This window comes from Acidovorax sp. sic0104 (assembly GCF_019219095.1).
In the GTDB taxonomy this organism is placed as follows: Bacteria; Pseudomonadota; Gammaproteobacteria; order Burkholderiales; family Burkholderiaceae_C; genus Acidovorax.
The window spans coordinates 47,432-66,413 of the sequence record NZ_JAHUWH010000002.1; the positions used below are offsets into that span (position 1 = coordinate 47,432).

Annotated in this window: 16 protein-coding genes; 1 reads left to right on the forward strand and 15 read right to left on the reverse strand. The window is 63.1% G+C overall.

All coding sequences use genetic code 11. The annotated features are described in order from the left end of the window. Positions 1-41: 41 nt before the first annotated feature. The 8 genes from KW835_RS04400 to dapC form a co-directional block, all read right to left on the reverse strand. Entirely contained in the window at positions 42-1,436 is a 1,395-nt protein-coding gene (locus KW835_RS04400) for a DUF2142 domain-containing protein (RefSeq protein WP_218381096.1), read from the reverse strand. 63 nt (positions 1,437-1,499) lie between these two features. Then, positions 1,500-1,856, reverse strand: coding sequence for a 4-amino-4-deoxy-L-arabinose-phospho-UDP flippase (locus KW835_RS04405; protein WP_218381097.1), 357 nt, complete (start codon positions 1,854-1,856; stop codon positions 1,500-1,502). Positions 1,857-1,858: 2 nt separating this feature from the next. After that, entirely contained in the window at positions 1,859-2,860 is a 1,002-nt protein-coding gene (locus tag KW835_RS04410) for a glycosyltransferase (RefSeq protein WP_218381098.1), read from the reverse strand. Then, positions 2,857-3,813 carry a 50S ribosomal protein L3 N(5)-glutamine methyltransferase gene (prmB, locus tag KW835_RS04415; RefSeq protein WP_218381099.1) on the reverse strand — a complete coding sequence of 319 codons (957 nt, stop codon included), beginning with the start codon at positions 3,811-3,813 and terminating at the stop codon, positions 2,857-2,859. Before prmB ends, KW835_RS04410 begins: the two co-directional genes overlap by 4 nt. Further along, a complete protein-coding gene (gene dapE, locus KW835_RS04420; protein ID WP_218381100.1) occupies positions 3,810-5,018 on the reverse strand; it encodes a succinyl-diaminopimelate desuccinylase in 1,209 nt (402 codons plus the stop codon). The genes prmB and dapE overlap by 4 nt, the downstream gene beginning before the upstream one ends. A 21-nt stretch (positions 5,019-5,039) precedes the next feature. Further along, complete coding sequence (locus KW835_RS04425; protein ID WP_218381101.1) at positions 5,040-6,203, reverse strand: PilT/PilU family type 4a pilus ATPase; 1,164 nt, start codon at positions 6,201-6,203, stop codon at positions 5,040-5,042. Positions 6,204-6,286: 83 nt separating this feature from the next. Continuing rightward, positions 6,287-7,120 carry a 2,3,4,5-tetrahydropyridine-2,6-dicarboxylate N-succinyltransferase gene (gene dapD, locus KW835_RS04430; protein WP_218381102.1) on the reverse strand — a complete coding sequence of 278 codons (834 nt, stop codon included), beginning with the start codon at positions 7,118-7,120 and terminating at the stop codon, positions 6,287-6,289. A 54-nt stretch (positions 7,121-7,174) separates the two neighbouring features. Further along, positions 7,175-8,380: a succinyldiaminopimelate transaminase gene (gene dapC, locus KW835_RS04435; protein WP_218381103.1), complete on the reverse strand. Its 1,206-nt coding sequence runs from the start codon at positions 8,378-8,380 to the stop codon at positions 7,175-7,177. Positions 8,381-8,531: 151 nt separating this feature from the next. On the opposite strand from dapC, the gene KW835_RS04440 reads away from it, so the two are divergent. Continuing rightward, positions 8,532-10,022 carry a methyl-accepting chemotaxis protein gene (locus KW835_RS04440; protein WP_218381104.1) on the forward strand — a complete coding sequence of 497 codons (1,491 nt, stop codon included), beginning with the start codon at positions 8,532-8,534 and terminating at the stop codon, positions 10,020-10,022. A gap of 71 nt (positions 10,023-10,093) precedes the next feature. Here the strand turns inward: KW835_RS04440 and rsxB are convergent, their stop codons facing one another. From rsxB to dusA, 7 genes are all read right to left on the reverse strand, one after another. Beyond that, on the reverse strand, positions 10,094-10,795 hold the full coding sequence (rsxB, locus tag KW835_RS04445; protein WP_218381105.1) for an electron transport complex subunit RsxB: 702 nt from the start codon (positions 10,793-10,795) through the stop codon (positions 10,094-10,096). Next, positions 10,792-12,402: a polyhydroxyalkanoate depolymerase gene (locus tag KW835_RS04450; protein WP_218381106.1), complete on the reverse strand. Its 1,611-nt coding sequence runs from the start codon at positions 12,400-12,402 to the stop codon at positions 10,792-10,794. Before KW835_RS04450 ends, rsxB begins: the two co-directional genes overlap by 4 nt. Positions 12,403-12,609: 207 nt before the next feature. Continuing rightward, the gene (locus KW835_RS04455; protein WP_218381107.1) at positions 12,610-13,713 is read right to left on the reverse strand and encodes a GTP pyrophosphokinase family protein; all 1,104 of its coding nucleotides are present in this window, start codon (positions 13,711-13,713) and stop codon (positions 12,610-12,612) included. 133 nt (positions 13,714-13,846) lie between these two features. Beyond that, positions 13,847-15,163, reverse strand: a complete 1,317-nt coding sequence (locus KW835_RS04460) for an ABC transporter substrate-binding protein (protein WP_218381108.1) — start codon at positions 15,161-15,163, stop codon at positions 13,847-13,849. Between the two features lie 206 nt (positions 15,164-15,369). Further along, positions 15,370-16,992, reverse strand: a complete 1,623-nt coding sequence (locus tag KW835_RS04465) for a methyl-accepting chemotaxis protein (protein ID WP_218381109.1) — start codon at positions 16,990-16,992, stop codon at positions 15,370-15,372. Positions 16,993-17,332: 340 nt separating this feature from the next. Further along, complete coding sequence (locus KW835_RS04470; RefSeq protein WP_218381110.1) at positions 17,333-17,713, reverse strand: GNAT family N-acetyltransferase; 381 nt, start codon at positions 17,711-17,713, stop codon at positions 17,333-17,335. 194 nt (positions 17,714-17,907) lie between these two features. Continuing rightward, positions 17,908-18,891 carry a tRNA dihydrouridine(20/20a) synthase DusA gene (dusA, locus tag KW835_RS04475; protein WP_370633589.1) on the reverse strand — a complete coding sequence of 328 codons (984 nt, stop codon included), beginning with the start codon at positions 18,889-18,891 and terminating at the stop codon, positions 17,908-17,910. Between the last annotated feature and the right edge of the window lie 91 nt (positions 18,892-18,982).

The following is an 18,982-nucleotide window of genomic DNA, read 5'->3' on the forward strand; positions in this document are numbered from 1 at the left end:
AGAAAGCTTCTCTGAGGTGGGGAGGATTGTATGCGCAAACACTAAAAGTATTGGCTGCTCAGCTTGTACTGGGCCATCAGGGTGGTCGCGAGCAAATACAGCGAATATCCCAGAAATGCACAAAATGCCAGAATTTCTACAGGCCGCAACGTCCGAACGCCGGCTTCAGTCTTGCCCAGCGCTGCCGCGATGAAAAGCGTCGGAACAAGAAAATACCGACCCTGAATACCCGATATCCTGTCGGCAGGATAGTTCGTCCATGTGATGGCCAAGGCCAGAAAAATCAGGAATGTGCTCGAAAGCCCCATGAACAGGAGCATCGCCCGCCGGGGTGCTGCACGCCGCCATGGGGTGACGATGACCAGCACCACTGCGCTCACGATGGCTGCTGCATACAGTATTCTTACTGCATGGCGCGGTATTGGGGTGTCGAGCCATCCCAATATTCCAAAATAGGAATCCCGATAAAAACGCCGTATTTCATTGTCGCCGATTGTGGAGGCCAGTAGATCAATGAATTCGAGAGGGCTGCTCAAATAGCTGATCAAAATGCTGGACGTCGAATGTTCGCGCACCACACGGCTGTCATGGGTGGTGCTGACTGCGAAGGCGATCCACGCAAAGGTAAACATATATACCAGAGCGACTGTGGCAATCCGTGGGCGGGACGGCCGGCTGATGGCAAGCACAAGAGGGATCAGCAATATGGGTAGCAGGTTGGTACGCGCTGTGCACAGCACGATGATAAGGCCGTAGAGCGCAACCTCTTTGAAAGCGAGCCCATTGCCTGAGAGGTACCTCTCAGACGCTGAGACACTGAACCACAGCCCAATGACCAAAATGGCCATCGCCGCACAAAGCCCGTCGATGGTCGGAGAGCTGAACTGAAAAAGGGCCATGGGGGTGGCCAGCAGCATCAGCGAGAGCACGTTCGGCGTATACATCGACAACGCCAGGACCATGAGCGTGAGTGAAGTGGCAACCACCAGTGTTCTGGTCAGCTCATAGCTCGCCTCCATGCTCAAATCAAGTTTACGAGACGTGAACAAACCCAGGGCATGGGGAATATAAATCACGGGCAGGTAATATCCCGTGCCTGCTGCGTTGTAGAAGGAGTCCTTGTGGGCCCATTTCACATCACCTGCCCGATCCCATAATTCCGATGCGATGTCCTTATTGGCGCCCTTTCCCGAAATCCACAACATGGCTTCAGAGAATCTGATGAAATTGGCGTCGGCGAGACCACCTTCACGACCCTTGCCCGATGCGCCGGGTTGCAGGAGCAACTGCCCGTGCGAGATCATGTCGGCGCGCAGGAGGTGGACGTTTTCGTCCGGCGACTGCACAGGCGGAATGAGGCGCGTTATTCCGGCGGCGATGACAATGGCAATAAGAATCAGGAATGCGAATTTTATGCGCTGCTGGGTGAGTCTCATGGTCTTCGTTTTTATTTTTTTCTTTGCTGCCAGTTATTCGCAGTCGCCGCCCACGCCTGCTGGTCAGGAAGCAGATGTGTAAAAAATCATCACAATGCCGGCGGCGATCATGGTCGCGCCAGCAAAATAACCGGGCGAAAATCTCTCGCCGAACAAGAAATGGCTTGCAATTGGAACAAAGACGAAAGCAAGTGCCATGATGGGATAGACCTTCCCAAGCTCGGCATGCCGCAGGATCAGCACCCAACCTATGGATGTGACTCCGTACAGCGCCATCGTCGCGGCAAGGTACAACAAGGGCTGGATGGCAAACATGCTTCCGGCCTGGTTGATGGCCAGCGCACTGTATTTGAAGAGAATCTGCCCCGCAGCGATTCCCAAGACGCACAGGATCGCCAGGAGGTGGATGGTTGTGATCATGCTTATAGTTCTTGCGCGTGGGGAAGGGGTTTTCTACTGCGAAGGTGCAGCAGCTTATGGATGGGGCGCTGCGGCTGATTGGCCACGTCGCTGGCAATGAACGCCAGCAGCAGGTGCAGCCCGGCAAGCACCGGCAGCGCCGCAAGCATCACCGTGCCGGCGGGGGAGGGTACATTCGCAGCAGACGACTGCACCCAGTGAAGGATGCCGTACACCACCCCAAAGCCCATCAGCACAATGCCGGCTGGCAGTTGCAGCGAAGCGACCGACATGTCGCGCAAATAATAGTTGTAGAAAATCCGCTTGAAGGTGTTGCGCAGATGCTTGCCCAGAAATTCCGGCAATATCTTCGTTATCTTCAGGTTGCTTTCTTCGTCGCCATATACCGCGTCCATCGGAACGTCGACAACGATGGCGCGCAGCGTGTTCAGTCTGAACAGCATGTCGGTTTCGAAAAAATAGCGCTTGCTGATCTTCTCTGTGGGCAGATGGCTTGCCACGCGGGCGTGAATTGCGGTGTATCCATTGGTCGGGTCAAAAATGCTCCAGTAACCCGTTGACAGCTTGCTCATGAACGACAACACCGCGTTTCCGAACAGGCGGATGGCCGGCATGTTGTGGATTTCGTCCAGGTGGTAGAAGCGGTTGCCCTTGGCGTAGTCGGCCTCGCCAGCGATCAGGGGGCTCACAAAGGTGGGCAGCAGGCCAGGGTCCATTTGGCCATCGCCGTCCACCTTGACGAGAATGTCGTGCCCGTCGGCGATGGCGCTCTGGTAGCCACTCATTACCGCGCCGCCGACCCCTTGGTTCACGGAGTGAAAAACAACCTTCACCCGCGGGTCGGTGCATTCCTGCGATACGTGGCGCCCGGATTCTTCCGGACAACAGTCGTCCACCACGTAAATGGCGGCCACCTCGGGGCCAATCTGGCGGATGACGCCGAGGATGTGGCGCCGAACTCGAAAGCAGGGGATAACAACAGCGATGGAAACAGGTGGACTCATAGGTTTTTCAGGGCGCCGGATCTGTTGTGCAATGCTGTTGCGCTTACCAGCAGCACTTGGTCTTCCCCTGCGCTCGTAGGGAGCCAGAAGACCGGCAGATCGGGGAACGCGGCTTCGAAGTGAGCGCGCTCGTTGCCGATCTCCAGGATGATCACGGCCTCTTCGCTCATGCAGGAGGGTGCAGCCGCAAACAGCTGGCGCACGAAGTCCATGCCATCGTCACCGCCGGCCAGGGCGAGTTCCGGCTCGGCGCGGTACTCGTCGGGCAGGGCCTGCATGCTGGCCGCATTGACGTACGGAGGGTTGCACAGGATCAGGTCCCACGGCCCGGGCAGGGCACCAAGGCCATCGGACAGTTGCAGCGCGATGCGCTCCTGCAGGCCGTGCCGGTCCACGTTGATGCGGGCTACTGCCAGGGCGTCGGGGGATATGTCGGCACCCGTCACCTGCACTTCGGGCCAGGCCATCGCCGCCAACACGGCCAGGCTGCCGTTGCCGGTGCACAAATCCAGTACGCGGCGGGTGTTGTCGCTCAGGAAATCGTCCACGCTGCCGTCTGCGAGCAGCTCGGCAATGAAGCTGCGCGGCACGATCGCGCGTTCGTCCACGTAGAAGGGAACGCCTTGCAGCCATGCCTCTTGCGTGAGGTACGCTGCCGGCTTGCGCGAGCGGATGCGCTCCTCGAAAAGCGCTGCCACCCGCGCGGATTCGTCCGGTGTGACGGGCTGATTGCGGGCGGAGCCGGGCGCGTCCGACAGATCGGTGCCAAGCGGCATGCCAAGGCGCCACAGCACGAGCCAGGCGGCTTCGTCGTGGGAATTCGTGGTGCCGTGGCCAAATGCAACACTGGCTGCAGTCAGCAGCTGGCTGCCGGATTCGACCAGCTCTCCAACGGTGGAGCCGGACACACGCGCACCACTCTCGGACGAGGCCCCGCCGCTGCCCCTGGTCATGCGCGCACCGCCCCGACCGTACCGCTGCTCGAAGCCACGGCCTGTGCATGCAGGTTTTCGAGCGTGCGGCGGTAGATGTTTTTCAGCGGTTCGATGTCGGCCACGACGATGTGCTCGTCGATCTTGTGGATGGTGGCGTTGGGCGGGCCTAGTTCAATCACCTGGGGGCAGACTTTTGCGATGAATCGGCCGTCGCTGGTGCCGCCCGTGGTGGACAGTTCGGTGGTGAGGCCGGTCTCGGCCCTGATGGCCTGCTGCACGGCATTGACCAGCTCGCCGGGTGTGGTGAGGAAGGGCTGACCGCCCAACGTCCAGCGCAGGTCGTATTCCAGCCCATGGCGGTCCAGCGTCGCATGCACGCGCTGCTGCAGGCTTTCGGACGTGGATTCGGTGGAAAAACGGAAGTTGAAGTCGACCACCACCTCCCCCGGGATCACATTGGTGGCGCCGGTGCCACCGTGCATGTTGCTGATCTGCCAGCTGGTAGGCGGGAAGAAGGCGTTGCCCTGGTCCCACGTGGTCGATGCGAGTTCGGCGAGCGCAGGCAGCGCCTGGTGGATGGGATTGCGCGCCAGTTGGGGGTACGCAATGTGGCCCTGGATGCCGCGCACGGTCAGCTTGCCAGAGAGTGTGCCACGCCGCCCGTTCTTGATCATGTCGCCCGTGCGCTCCACCGAGGTGGGCTCGCCGACGATGCAGTAGTGCAGGGTCTCGCCGCGCGCATGCAGCCGCTCGACCACCACCTTGGTGCCGTCCACCGATGGACCTTCTTCGTCGCTGGTCAACAAGAATGCGAGCTCTATCAGCGGCTCGGGCGTCGCGGCGAGAAATTCCTCAACCGCCACCACGAAGGCCGAGATCGAGGTCTTCATGTCGCTGGCGCCACGGCCAAAGAGTTTGCCGTCGCGGTGTGTGGGTACGAAGGGATCGCTGCTCCACTGCGTCAGCGGCCCGGTGGGAACCACGTCGGTGTGCCCGGCGAATACTATGGTTTTGATAGCTGCTTGCGCTTGAACACTGGGCGTAACAGGCCTTTTCGCCCACAAATTGCTGACGCGGAACTCGGCCGGACCGCTGTCCAGGCGTTCGCACACGAAACCCAGGGGGGCCAGGCGGGCCGTCAGTACATCCAGGCACCCCGCGTCTTCGGGAGTGATGGAGGGCAGGGAAATGAGCTGTTCAGCGAGGTGCAGTGTGCGGGACATCGGGGGCAGGGTAAGTGGCGGTCAGGCGGCGGGTTTGACGTCCAGCACGATTTCGGTGAAGGACGGCTGGTCGTCCGGCGCATCGCGCGCTTCCTTCTGGGCCTTGGCCGCGTTGGCCGCCAGGGAGAAGTCGTTTTGCAGGCGCCACATCAGGTTGGTGGGCGAGTCGGCGTAGGCCAGGCCTTCCTTGCGGTCGATCTTGGCGTCCATGATGAGCTGTGCCAGGGCTTCCTCGAACGTCTGGGAACCTTCGGCCATGGACTTTTCCATGGCTTCCTTCACTCCGGAGAAATCTCCCTTTTCGATCAGTTCGGACACGAGCTTGGAGTTGAGCATGACCTCCACGGCCGGCACGCGGGAGCCGTCCACCTTTCGCACCAGGCGCTGCGAAATCACGGCCCTGAGGGCGGAGGCCAGGTCGCCCAGCATGGTGGGGCGCACTTCCACAGGGTAGAAGCTCAGGATGCGGTTGAGCGCGTGGTAGCTGTTGTTGCCGTGCAGCGTGGCCAGGCACAGGTGGCCCGACTGCGCATAGGCAATGGCGGCGGACATGGTCTCGCGGTCGCGGATCTCGCCGATCAGGATCACGTCGGGTGCCTGGCGCAGCGCGTTCTTCAGCGCGGTCTGCAGCGACTGGGTGTCGCTGCCGATTTCACGCTGGTTCACGATGGATTTCTTGTTGCGGAACTGGTATTCGACCGGGTCCTCGATGGTGAGGATGTGGCCGGTGAGCACCTCGTTGCGAGTGTCGATCATCGACGCCAGCGAGGTGCTCTTGCCCGAGCCCGTGGCACCCACCATGAGGATGAGGCCGCGTTTGTCCATGATGAGCTCGCGCATCACAGGCGGCAGGCCGAGCGAGTCGAATTCGGGGATGTGCTGCGAGATGAAGCGGATGACCACCGCGTAGCTGCCGCGCTGGCGCATCGCGCTGATCCGAAAGCGCCCCACGCCGCTGAGCGGCACGCCCATGTTGAGCTCGCCGGTTTCTTCCAGCTCTTCGATGCGGTCCGGAGGGACCACTTCGGATAGCAGGTTGCGTGGCGCTTCGGCGGGCAGGATCTGGTTGTTGATCGGCACGCACTCGCCGTTGATCTTGATCAGCGCCGGCGCATTGGCCGACAGGTAGACGTCGGAGGCCTTTTTCTCTGCCATCAGGCGAAGAATCCGTTCCATCGTGCTCATGGTGTGTCCCTCTGGTTGTCGTCTTTGTCGTGTGGTGGCGCTGATCGTGCGGCTCGCGCGTGGTCCGGTCAACCGCTCAAGTGTCAGTCGCGCAGCAGGTCGTTGATGCTGGTCTTGGAGCGGGTCTGGGCATCCACCTGCTTGACGATGATGGCTGCGTACATGCTGTAGGGCGCGCCGTTGGCGGCCGTCTTGGGCAGGTTGCCACTCACGACGACCGAGCCCGATGGCACGCGGCCGTAGCTGATCTCGCCGGTGGCGCGGTTGAAGATAGGGGTGCTCTGGCCCAGATACACGCCCATGCCCAGCACGGAGTGCTCCTCCACCACCACGCCTTCGACGACCTCGGAGCGCGCGCCGATGAAGCAGTTGTCTTCGATGATGGTGGGGCCGGCCTGCAGAGGCTCCAGCACGCCGCCGATGCCCACGCCACCCGACAGGTGCACGTTGGCGCCGATCTGCGCGCACGAACCGACAGTGGCCCAGGTGTCGACCATGGTGCCTTCACCCACGTAGGCGCCGATGTTCACATAGGAGGGCATGAGGATCGCGCCCTTGGCGATGAAGCTGCCGCGGCGGGCGACGGCAGGGGGGACGACGCGCACGCCGGTGGCCTTCATCTCGTCTTCGGAGAGGTGGGCGAACTTGGTTTGCACCTTGTCGTAGAAGCCCAGGTCGCCAGCCTTCACGAGTTCGTTGTCCTTCAGGCGGAACGACAGCAGCACGGCCTTTTTGATCCACTGGTGCACGGTCCATTGGCCCACGCCTTCACGGGTGGCCACGCGCAGCGAGCCGTTGTTCAGCTCGGCGATGACGTGCTCGACAGCGTCCTGGATTTCCTTGGGTGCGGCGGAGGGCGAGAGGCTGGCGCGGTTGTCCCAGGCGTTGTCGATGAGGGTTTGCAGTTGTTGGGTCATGGTGTCGTCGGTCTGTCTAGGAGTCGTTCGGTCGTCTGTGGATCAGGAATCGGATCAGGCAGTACGGGATTGGATGAATTGCACGATGCGCAGCGCGGCTTCCACGCATTCGTCGGTTTCGGCGACCAGGGCCATGCGCACGCGCTGTGCGCCGGGATTGCTGCCCTGGGCCTCGCGGGCCAGATAGCTGCCAGGTAGCACCGTGACATTGTATTGAGCCAAAAGGGCCCGCGCGAACTCGGCGTCGGTCATTCCGAGGACCTCGGGCACCTTGGCCCACAGGTAGAAGCCGGCGTCGGGCAGGGCCACCTCCATCACGCCCGCCAGCAGGGGCGTGACTTGCGCGAACTTCTTGCGATAACGCGCGCGGTTTTCCACCACATGCTGCTCGTCGCTCCATGCGGCAATGCTGGCAGCCTGAACGATGGGGCTCATGGCACTGCCGTGGTAGGTGCGGTACAGCAGGAAGGCCTTGATCAGTGCGGCGTCGCCCGCCACGAAGCCGCTGCGCATGCCCGGCACGTTGCTGCGCTTGGACAGGCTGGTGAACGAGATCAAGTTGCGGAAATCACCGCGGCCCAGCTGCCGGGCGGCCTGCAGACCGCCCAGGGGCGGCTCGTCGCGGAAGTAGATTTCGCTGTAGCACTCGTCAGAGGCGATCACGAAGCCGTAGCGGTCGCTCAGCTCGAACAGCTTTCGCCACTCGGTCAAGGGCATCACCGCGCCCGTCGGGTTGCCCGGCGAGCACACGAAAAGCAGCTGCGTCTGCTCCCACACGGCTTCAGGCACGGCATCCCAGTTGACGGCGAAGTTGCGCGCCGGGTCGCTGGCGGCATAGTAAGGCTGGGCGCCCGCCAGCAGCGCGGCACCTTCATAGATTTGATAGAACGGGTTGGGGCAAACCACCAGAGCCTGGCCCTTGGAGGGGTCGATGACCGTCTGCGCAAACGCGAACAGCGCTTCGCGCGATCCGTTGACCGGCAGCACCTGCGTGGCAGGGTCCACCTTGAGCGCGTAGCGCTGCTCAATCCAATGGGTGAACGCTTCGCGCAGCTTCACATCCCCCGCAGTGGCCGGGTAGCTGGCCAGGCCATTGAGGTTGTTACTGAGTGCATCCTTGATGAACTGCGGGGTAGGATGGCGCGGCTCCCCCATGCCCAGGCTGATGGGGCTGTAGCTGGCGGGGGGCGTGACCCCGGCAAAGAGCTGCCGCAACCGCTCGAACGGGTAGGGCTGTAGTTGGGAAAGCAGGGGATTCATGGGGCGCCATTATGGGCGATGGGTGCCACCCACTGTCCAAGTGCCAGGTGCATGCATCGGTGCAAACCCGCAGCAGCGTCTCCTGTCAATTCACCGTAAGTGCGCCCCCCTAGGATTTCGCGCACTGACCAGAACGATAAGAGGAGACAAGATGCCCGCATTTGTGCCGCTGAGGCCGGGACTTTGGTGGATGCGCAGGTGGCGTTTGCCAGGAAAGCTGCTGACCCTGGGGGTGCTCGTGGCGTTGGCGCTGGCCTGCGCGGTGGCTGGCATGCCATGGTGGCTGCTGGCGCTGGCGGCCGCCGTGGTGCTGTATGCGCTGGTCGCGCTTTACGCCAGTTTGTCTGCGGACCTCAACACACTCGCGCAGGCCATTGATCGCACGCGCGGCGGCGACTTGTGCGCACGGGCCGGTGCAAGCCATGGCAGGGACGAGGTCGCGGAAATGGCACAGTCGCTTGACCGCATGGTGATCACGCTGTCGTCGATGGTGGCGGACATTCGGAGCAACGCGGCGTTGGTGGCCCATGCAGGGCAAAGCCTGGCTGAAGGCAATCGGTCGCTGGCAGACCGCACCGAGCAGCAGGCCGCGAACCTGGAGGAGACAGCCGCCAGCGTGGAGCAGCTGTCGTCGGCCGTGCAGAACAATGCGCAGACAGCGCAAAGCGCCGACACGCGAGCAGCCCAGGTACGCCAGGCGGCCGACCAAGGGGCGCAGGCCATGGACCGCGCGGTCCAATCGGTCGAAGCCATTCAGCAGGGCGCGCGCCGCATGACCGAGATCATCGGCGTCATCGACAGCATCGCCTTCCAGACCAACATCCTCGCGCTCAATGCAGCGGTCGAAGCGGCCCGCGCTGGCGAACAGGGCCGGGGCTTTGCCGTGGTGGCCGCCGAAGTACGCACCCTGGCCAAGCGCTCCGGCGATGCCGCGCGCGAGATCCGCGAGCTGATCGGAGCATCGGTGAGCCAGGTGGAAACGAGCGCGGGATTGATTCGCTCCGCTGGTGAGGGTATTGCGGAGATGGCAGGCGGTATCAGGAGCGTGGCGGCCAGCATGACCGAGATATCGGGCTCAAGCACCGAGCAGAGCACGGGCCTGCGCGAGGTCAGTGCCGCTGTGCAGCAGCTCGACCAGATCACTCAGCACAACGCCCAGATGGTGGGCCACGCCGTCCAGCAGGCCGAGGCGCTGGAAAGCCGCGCATCCACCCTGTCGCGCGCCGTGTCGGCGTTCAGGCTGCAGCAGGGTACTGCCGAAGAGGCCGTGGCGCTGGTGAACCGGGCGGTGGCCTTGCACAAGAACACATCGCTCGAACAGTTCCTGCGCAGCATCACCGACAAGAGCCAGCCCTACCACGACCGCGACATGTATGTGTTCGCGCTCGACGCAGGGGGAACATACCGCGCCTTCGGAGGCAACCCTGCGAAGGTCGGCACGCGGGTGCAGGACATTCCCGGCATTGCAGGCGACCGGCTCGTGAGCGACATCATCGCGCAGGCCGACCGCACTCCTGGCTGGGTGGAGTACGACATCGTCAACCCCGCCTCGGGCGCGGTGCAGACCAAGATGTCGTATGTGAGCCGCGTGGGTGAGCTGTACCTGGGCTGCGGCGTGTACAAGACCCTGGCGGCTCGCTGAGCTGGCCGGTCGCAGGCCAGGTCAATTGTTGGCGCACAAGGGAAAATCGCTGGAGGGTGGCAACTGCCAGGTCAGCGCGGTCCTTGCAGCCGGCGTTGGCGGGCGCGTTCCATGGCGGCAGCGATGGCGGCCTGCCGCGCGGCCTGAGCTGTGTCACCGCCGCCTGTCACAGTAGCACCTGCTGCGGAAATTGGGACTGGGGCGCCAGCGGCGTCGTCCTCATCCACTACCGCGTCCAGCGGCAGGCGCTCGCGGTGCGCCAGATAGCGTTGTCGCGCCTGGTGCGCCAACGGTGCAGACCATGCGGCCCAGCCGGTAGCCGCGCCGCTCACGTTTTCCAGCTGAATGCAATCGACGGGGCACACCGGGATGCACAGTTCGCAGCCCGTGCAATAGGGCTCAACGACCGTGTGCATCTTCTTGTGGCTGCCGATGATGGCATCGGTCGGGCAGGCCTTGATGCACAGCGTGCAGCCAATGCACCAGGACTCATCGATGAATGCCACCGCACGGGGGGTTTCGAGCCCATGTTCGGCGCTCAACGGCACCACAGGCTGCCCCGTGATCTCGGCCAGCCGTGCAATACCCTCGGCGCCCCCCGGCGGGCACTGGTTGATGGCCGCGGCGCCTGCTGCGATGGCGTGCGCGTAGGCCGCGCAGTCCGGGTAGCCGCAGCGCGTGCACTGCGTCTGGGGCAGGGCTGCGTCAATCCGCGCCGCCAGCGCGGAAGTGGCTGCGGGCGGGGATGGCGTGGTCTGGGGCGTGCTGCTCAAGCCTTGCGCGCCGCGCTGCGGCGGGTGCGGGGCGTGGCCGCGGCCGTGACCGAGGTCTTGGCAGGGGTGCTCGCATCGGAGTCAGCCGCTGCGGGGGCCGCAGCGCCGGTGGCCTTGCCGCCTCGGGTGGCCGAAGGAGGCGTCACCCAACGGGTGGATACCGCCGGCGCAGCCGAGGCGGCTGTCTTGACGGGGGCCTTGGCCGTCGCCTTGGGGGCGACCGTTTTGGCGGCCGCAGCCTTGGGCGCCGCACCCTTGGCGGCGCCAGCGGACTTGGCAACCAACTGGCGGGGCGGATTGTCGTCCGGCGTGTCGGTCATCGGAGCGGCCGCCTTCTTCTGCGGCTTGTCGTGGCCATGGATGAACGAGCGCACCTGCGGGTACACCACCTCGCGCCAGCGGCGGCCGCTGAAGATGCCATAGTGGCCTGCGCCCTTGGCTTCCAGGTGGCGCTGCTCCTTGTGCACGATGCCGCTGCACAGGCCGTGCGCCGCCTCGGTCTGGCCGGAGCCGGAGATGTCGTCCAGCTCTCCTTCCACCGTGAACAGCGCCGTGGTCTTGATGTCCTGCGGGCGCACGCGCTCGATCTTGCCGTCGGGTGAACGCACATCCCAGGTCCCGTGCACCAGCTTGTAGTCCTGGAAAACCGTCTCGATCGTTTCGAGGTAGTAGTCCGCGTCCATGTCGAGCACGGCGTTGTATTCGTCGTAGAACTTGCGGTGGGCCTCGACACTGGCGTCGTCGCCCTTGATCAGGTCCTTGAAGTAGTCATAGTGGCTCGATGCATGGCGGTCGGGATTCATGGCCACGAAGCCCGTGTACTGCAGGAACCCGGGGTACACGCGCCGGCCCGCGCCAGGGAAGTTGTCGGGCACGCGGTAGATCACGTTGTTCTCGAACCATTCGTAGCTGCGGTTCGTGGCCAGGTTGTTCACGGCGGTGGGCGACTTGCGCGCGTCGATGGGGCCGCCCATCATGGTCATGGTCAACGGGGTGGTCTCGCCGCGGCTGGCCATCAGGGACACGGCCGCTAGCACCGGCACGGTGGGCTGGCAGACGCTGATCACGTGGCAGTTGCCATAGATGCCCTGCAGGTGGCGGATGAAATCCTGCACGTAGTTCACGTAGTCGTCCAGGTGGAATTCGCCGTCGGACAACGGGACCAGGCGGGCATTTTTCCAATCGGTGATGTAGACCTTGTGGTCCTTGAGCATGGTGCGCACCGTGTCGCGCAGCAGCGTGGCGTAGTGGCCCGAAAGCGGGGCAACGATCAGCACCACAGGCTGGGCCTTGAGCTTGGCCAGGGTGGCGGGGTCGTCCGAGAAGCGCTTGAAGCGGCGCAGCTCGCAAAACGGCTTGTCCACCTCGATGCGTTCGTGCACCGCCACGCCCACGCCATTCACATCCACGGAATGAATGCCGAAGGCGGGCTTTTCGTAGTCCTTGCCCAGACGGTACAGCAGCTCGTAGCCGGCTGACATCCGCTGCGCCAGCGGGCTCTCGCTGAAGGGGGACATGGGGTTGCTGAAAAGCTTCGCAGCTGCTTGAGCGAAATCAGTGAAAGGCTCCATCAGAGAGCGTTGTGTCTCGTAGATGTGGTACAGCATGGGGAAACTCCGTTATGTTGCAGTGCAATATAGCAGCACTTGGTAACAAGCGCATGGAGGAAAACCACCAGTGCCAAGTCGCCTTTGCGACATGACGTGGGTCACCCGGCTCCCTCTTCAGTGGCAGGTGCAGGGGTGTGCACGCTACTTATTTGATAGCTATCACCGATTTTCCCAAGGGGCTTTAAGGTTGTTTTTGCCCGGCATTCAGTGCGGTCTGGGCTCGCCGTGCTCCAGCAGCCACGCCTCGAACGACTCCCGCGCGGAGTTGCGCAGTGCGGGGCGGAAAGCTGCCTTGTTGCTGAGATAGAGGCAGTGCCGGATCACGGTGTAAGGATTGAAACTCGCTTGAGGGTTCTGCTCCTCGAAATGCTGCTTGTAGCGCTTGATCACGCCCACCGTCTCGCGCATCAGTGCATTGAAGCGGGCGCGGGTCATGCCGGGCGACCACACCTGGATGTCGTCCACAAAGCTGTCGACCTTGGATGGCTCGAACTCAAAGTCCTTGAAGAAATGCGTGGCGATCTTCAAAAAGGTGAAGGCATTGAGTTCGCTGCTGGCCGAAGCCGCTCTCGGGGTCGGCTGTGAGCCGTCGCCGTTGTCGCCGTCAGTGGTTGCGTCGGGCACGGGTTCGGCGGTTTCGTCCGGCGCCTGCAGCAACTCGGCCGCCGTGGCGTCGCGGATCTGCAGGAATTCACGGTCTGCCAGCTCGAACAGCGCCGCCAGTACATTGATGCGACGCTTGAGCTGTCCGGGAATGGATTTCTTGTACTTGATGCGGTGGTCGAGCACGCTCCAGGAGTCCTGGATGATGGTGCGCACCTGCAGCTCGAAGGGGCGGTGCGCGTAAGCGGCATGTTCGGGCAGGGCGCGCTCGGCAGCGCTCAGTCGCAAGTCCAGGTGCAGGCCTTTGTAGCCAAACGATGCCTCGGTGCTCTCCACCGCGCTCACCTTGTCGGTGACATCGATCACCGCGAAGCGCGCACGCATGATCTGGGCGATTTTCTCCAACTCGTCCTCGTACAGGCACACCACCCGCACGCCGATCAGATCGGTGATGTAGCTCTCGATGTCGTAAGCGGTGTTGCTCTCCTCGAGGGCCGGGCGGTACTTGCGCACGAACTTGCGGATGCACTCGTCGACATCCTTCACGCGCCCCTCGACCTTGGCGATATCCACCCCGCCAGCCTGCGCCACTGTGGCCGCCACCATGGCGGTCAGTGCCGTGCACGCGTCCTCGAGCGAGGTGGATTGCTGCGCATAGAACGCGCGGAAGGCGGATTCCTCCAGGTCGAAATCAAGCGATGGCATACCGTTCTTGAGTGTGTGGGATGGTGGGTTTGCGGGGCTGGTGCCGTCGATGTGGGGATGGTCTGTGCAGAGCATAGCGGCTTGCCATGGCCGCAGCGCGTTGTGCAGGTCTGTGTGGGGGTGTCCTGCAGTGTCACCGCTTCTCTGCGGCGCCAGCGATTTTTGCCTCCGCCGTCCAGGAAAGCTGAGCCTGTGCAGGTGTGAACGATGGATCGTTCCAGAGGCGATCCACCAGTGCTTCCAGTGCCTTGTGCTGCGGGCCAGGCAGGGCCATCCGGTGAGCGATGGATGGAACCAGGGTTTTGGCAAGACGTGCCGCCAAGAAAAATGCACTCGATTCCTGAGAGCAGCTGTCAAAACCAGACATGTCCACGCCGGGCGTGATGGGGATGGAACCCTTGGCCTGGTTGAACTTTGCCTGAAACTCCATGCCCATCACCGTGCGAGCCAATGCGGACTGCCCGGCGGTTGCCTGGGGGCTGCCGCCCTTGCGGAACATGGCGAGACTGTCGACCACATAGATGTAACTGCTCAAGCCCCCCGGGGTGGGCACGCACAGGAAGTCCTTGTCCGGAACTCTTTGCGCGGCGATGAATTCGCCCTTGGCCCAGTCCCCCATGATTTGCATCGCGGCCTTGCCTTTGATGACCCGCTCCGAGGCGACATTCCATTCCTGGCGATCTGCTGCGCCGGTGTGGCCTGTCAGGGGCTTGAGCGCGATGAAGGTCTGCATGACCTGCTGCATGACAGGCCCTGCGATCACCGATGGATCCTGTTGAACGAGCGCCTTGAGATAGAAGTCGGCGCCGCCCGCGCCAAGCGCCACCGTCTCGAACAGGGTGAGGTTTTGCCAAGGCTGGTTTCCATGGGCCAAAGGAGTGATCCCAGCCTTCTGAAGGCGCTCAGCGAGGTGGAAGAACTGTCCCCAGGTTTGCGGCGCACGGCCTTGAACCTGTTGAAGCAGGGAGCGGTTGATGTAGAGCGAATTGACGCGATGAACGTTGACCGGCACCGCCACGTAGGAGCCCTTGTATTGAACCTGGGCGGCTATCTGCCTTGGAATCTTGTAGTCCCACCCTTCCTGTTTGGCGACCGTATCCAGCGATGCCAATGCTCCCTGCGCGCCCCAGGCAGCCAGGTCGGTGGCCTTCATCTGTACCGCGTCGGGTGCACTTCGGGAAGCAATACGGTCGCGCAGCACCCTGTCGAGGGCCTGTGCGCCCCCCGGCACGGGCGGCATCTTCAACTCCAGGCCCTGCCTGGCCATCTGCGGAACCAAAGACTGAACAGCCCTGGTCTCCCCTTCGGAGCTCCACCAATGCAGCAGTTCCACGACCTCGGCGTGGGCCATCGGAAGGCACGCCAGCAGGGCGACACCCAGTGCAGCGCAGGTGCGGCGCAGACGTGGGGCCCACGCGGAAAACGGATGAACGCGCTTTGATTTGTGCATATGGTTGTCTCGGTAAGGTGGTGGGTGTGGCGTGCCGCAAACGCCGCGCGAGAACGGGCTGTCCAGAGCGTCGCGCGGTGGGCGAGGGAAAGGGTGTGTCGCCACAGCGGCAGAAGACTGCGCTGGGTCCGTGGTGCCCGAAGGCCCCGCCGACGCCCAAAGACGTCAGCCTTCTGGGCGGGCGGAGGGGCCGCCTGCCAAGGTGGTCAAGGGGGTGCCAACGCTGGAGGTCTCGCGGCGACGAGCTCATCCGGAAGACGAAAGGAGTTCACGGCTCCGGCCAGGGCATCTGCCTGTTGGTCCAGGCCCAGCGCGGCGTGGGTGCTGTGTTCCACCAGTTCAGCGTTCTGCCGAGTGATCTGGTTGAGTTTTTCCAGAGCTATCCGCGTGTGCTCCGCATCGCGCGCCTGTTCGTCCATCGCCGCATGGATTTCCCCGGCGAGACTTGCGGCGGAGGTGACCTGTTGCAGCACGCGGTTCATCGTGGCACCGGCTTCGTGCACATGGTTGGCACCACGATCCACACAAACCATGGAGTCTTCGATCAGATGCTTGATCTCCTTTGCCGCACTCGCACAGCGTTGCGCCAAGGTGCGTACTTCGCTCGCCACCACTGCAAACCCTTTGCCATGCGCGCCAGCTTGTGCCGCCTCGATGGCGGCGTTGAGGGCCAGGATGTTGGTCTGGAACGCAATGGCATCGATGACGGCCGTGATCTCGCCGATCTTCTGGCTGGATGTCTGGATGGCATCCATCGCCTCGCGCGCCTGTTTTGCCTTCGTTCCACCTTCCGTCGCAACCCCGGCCGCACTTTGCGCGGCGCTGGCAACGTGCATGGCGGTTTCTGCCGACTGGCTGAGACTTCGCGTCATGTGGTGTATCGCCGCGGAGGTGGCCTGCAGGTGCTGGGTTTGCTGCTCCGTGCGATCTGACAGGTAGCCGTTGCCAGTTGCAATCGCATGGCTGGCCGCCTGTACCGCGTATGCGGCTTGCCGAATGGCGCCGACCGTGCTGCACAACTGGCTTCGCATGCGCACCAGCGTGGACTGGACTTGGGCGATTTCGCGGGGCGAATGGGGCTGAATCGGCTGTGGCGATGCAGAGAGATCGTTGGCTGCGACTGTCTCGATCTCTCCGGCCATGGCGCACAAAGGCCTCACGAGCCAGCTTTGCGCGCAACGCCACAGGATGACGCAGGCGGCCGCAAACAATGCAGCCAGCACCCCGAGCCAGACCAGGCTCTGCTCGAAGTCGTCTTGTATGTTCGCCTGGACTTGCTGGGCCTGGTTTGTGCGGTAGGCGATCAGCGCTCCCACCGCTTTTTCAAATTCGGCGTCGAGAGACGGTGTCTTGTTTCGCAGGGTATTGATATAGGCCTGGGGTTTGCCCGCCTGGAGTGCGGTGACGAGGGGGCGCAGGCCTTCGCTCATGTACACGGTGTACCGCTCTTGCGCTGTCTCTGCGAGGGGCCTTTCGACCGTGCTTTTGGACGTGTCCTGGTAGCGCGCAAAAGCGCTTTCCGAATCCGCCAGCTTGGCTTGCGCAATCTCCAGCGCCTGTTCGGCCTCCTTGAACATGCCGTACGAGCTGTAGACGGAGGCCTGTACCAACCACACACGGGCGGTGCGGGTGTGATTCACGGAGTCGGAGATATCCTGCCTCAAGGAAATCTCGCGAGCGACGCGGTCAAGCGATTCATTGCTGGAAACCAGGGCTGTGACGGAGCGCGTGGCCGAAGCCGAGAAAACAACGACCAGTATCAAGAGGGCGAGCGTCAGCATCGAACCGATGGACTGGCGAGAAGAGAGGCTGCGGGACTCGATAGGCATGGGGTACCCTGGACGGCGAACGAAAGGGCTGTCCCGTGCGTGACACAGCCCACTTGACTTTTGTTAATTAATTTAATTAATGATACGAAAGTCAAGACGTTCCACGCTGGGGGTTTGCCCTAGCTGACCGGCTTGACAGCGCTTTCTGGCAAGCCACAGGGCGTTTGCGATGGACGCAAACCGTGGGGACAACTAGTTTGACGTCTTGCGTAAGGACGTTGTGCTGATTGGGCCCTTGGCAGCAACATGCCCCACTGACTCCTGGCTCCCGCGCGCACGTACATGCCGAAGCCAAGCGCCGGGCCGGCGCGCGTTCGATCGCCTCGGCTCTGCAGCGCGGTCAATCAGCCAGACAGGCCCAGCGCTCATGGTCGCGCCATTCGCCCTGGATACGGAGGTACCGTGGCGAGAACCCTTCCCAGGAGACACCGCAAGAGCGAAAGAGTGCGATGGATGCGACGTTGCCCGGCGGGATATTGGCTTCCAGGCGATGCAACCCGAGCGTGTTGAACGCATGTTCCCGCGCCTGTGCCAAGCCCGCGCGCATGAGCCCCTGCCGTTCGTAATCCGCAAAGACGTAGTAGCCCAGGCATCCACTGCAAAAAGCACCTATGACCACTTGCGCAATGTTGATTACGCCTGCAATTTCTTCATCACACGCCGGAGGACTCCGTCGGCACACCAGGAAACTGTGATTTCGCTCGTGCTCCAGGGGCTCCATGAAGTCCGAGAAGTCTGAGTGATCCGTTGGCGCACAAGTCCAAGGGCTGTGCAGTGCGCGGCTTGCACGGCCTGTGCGGTGAACTGCGCTGCCTCCTCCAGCACGGGCAGGCGCAGAAAGCCCTGTGCTGGGACTGCCGTTGGTTCGGCGTGGGCGCTGCGGGCTGCCATGCTGCACCGCAGGTTTCGCTAGGCTCAGGCTGCGGCCCGTGCGGGCGGTGGAATGTCAGCCTCGGGCGCGGCAGATGCATATGACGCCCTGGCCAGGGCGTGGACCTCGCGGGCCGGCCGGTCCTTGAGCAGGTGGTTGCTCCACACCTGGCGCCAGATGCGTGCGCCGGGCAGGCTGTGGCGCAGGCCCAGCATGTGGCGTGCGATGTGCGGCCAGGGTGTGCCATGCTCGGCCGCTTCGCGTTCCATGTAGTCGACCATGGCCAGCTCCACCTCTTCGCGGGTCAGGGGGCAGGGGGCCCCGCCGTAGTAGAGCTGGTCCCAGCGGGCCATCCACCAGGGGTTGTGGTATGCCTCGCGGCCGATCATCACGCCGTCCAGGTGCTCGAGTTGCTGCAGCACCACATCGTCAGTCTGGATACCGCCGTTGATGGCGATGGTGAACTGCGCAAACTCGGCCTTGAGCTGGTGCACCACCTCGTAGCGCAGCGGCGGGATGTCGCGGTTTTCCTTGGGGGAGAGGCCTTGCAGCCAGGCGTTGCGGGCGTGCACGATGAACACCGTGCAGCCTGCCTCGGCCACCGTGCCGATGAAGTCGCGCACGAAGCCGTAGTCCTCCACCTTGTCGATGCCGATGCGGTGCTTGACGGTGACAGGCACGGTCACCACGTCCTTCATGGCCTTCACACAGTCAGCCACCAATTGGGGCGACTTCATCAGGCTGGCACCGAACGCGCCGCGCTGCACCCTGTCACTCGGGCAGCCGCAGTTGAGGTTGATTTCGTCATAGCCCCATTGCTCGCCCAGCCGCGCGGCGTGGGCCAGCCTGTCGGGCTCGTTGCCGCCCAGTTGCAGGGCCACGGGATGCTCTTCGGCGTTGAAGCGCAGATGCCGCTCCGTACCGCCGTGGATGATGGCTCCCGCGTTCACCATTTCGGTGTACAGCAGGGTCTGGCGCGTCAGCAGCCGGTGAAAGTAACGGCAATGCCGGTCGGTCCAATCCATCATGGGCGCGACGGACATGCGCCAGGGGCTCAAAGCGGGAGATTCCACGGCAGGAAAGAAAGAAGGGCAACGGGGCCACAGGGGGCCACAAGGG

Bases quoted from the DNA above. Each gene is read 5' to 3' on its own strand.
- KW835_RS04400 (WP_218381096.1), bottom strand. From the start codon at position 1,436: ATGAGACTCACCCAGCAGCGCATAAAATTCGCATTCCTGATTCTTATT.
- KW835_RS04405 (WP_218381097.1), bottom strand. From the start codon at position 1,856: ATGATCACAACCATCCACCTCCTGGCGATCCTGTGCGTCTTGGGAATC.
- KW835_RS04410 (WP_218381098.1), bottom strand. From the start codon at position 2,860: ATGAGTCCACCTGTTTCCATCGCTGTTGTTATCCCCTGCTTTCGAGTT.
- prmB (WP_218381099.1), bottom strand. From the start codon at position 3,813: ATGACCAGGGGCAGCGGCGGGGCCTCGTCCGAGAGTGGTGCGCGTGTG.
- dapE (WP_218381100.1), bottom strand. From the start codon at position 5,018: ATGTCCCGCACACTGCACCTCGCTGAACAGCTCATTTCCCTGCCCTCC.
- KW835_RS04425 (WP_218381101.1), bottom strand. From the start codon at position 6,203: ATGAGCACGATGGAACGGATTCTTCGCCTGATGGCAGAGAAAAAGGCC.
- dapD (WP_218381102.1), bottom strand. From the start codon at position 7,120: ATGACCCAACAACTGCAAACCCTCATCGACAACGCCTGGGACAACCGC.
- dapC (WP_218381103.1), bottom strand. From the start codon at position 8,380: ATGAATCCCCTGCTTTCCCAACTACAGCCCTACCCGTTCGAGCGGTTG.
- KW835_RS04440 (WP_218381104.1), top strand. From the start codon at position 8,532: ATGCCCGCATTTGTGCCGCTGAGGCCGGGACTTTGGTGGATGCGCAGG.
- KW835_RS04450 (WP_218381106.1), bottom strand. From the start codon at position 12,402: ATGCTGTACCACATCTACGAGACACAACGCTCTCTGATGGAGCCTTTC.
- KW835_RS04455 (WP_218381107.1), bottom strand. From the start codon at position 13,713: ATGCCATCGCTTGATTTCGACCTGGAGGAATCCGCCTTCCGCGCGTTC.
- KW835_RS04460 (WP_218381108.1), bottom strand. From the start codon at position 15,163: ATGCACAAATCAAAGCGCGTTCATCCGTTTTCCGCGTGGGCCCCACGT.
- KW835_RS04465 (WP_218381109.1), bottom strand. From the start codon at position 16,992: ATGCCTATCGAGTCCCGCAGCCTCTCTTCTCGCCAGTCCATCGGTTCG.
- KW835_RS04470 (WP_218381110.1), bottom strand. From the start codon at position 17,713: ATGGAGCCCCTGGAGCACGAGCGAAATCACAGTTTCCTGGTGTGCCGA.
- dusA (WP_370633589.1), bottom strand. From the start codon at position 18,891: ATGATGGATTGGACCGACCGGCATTGCCGTTACTTTCACCGGCTGCTG.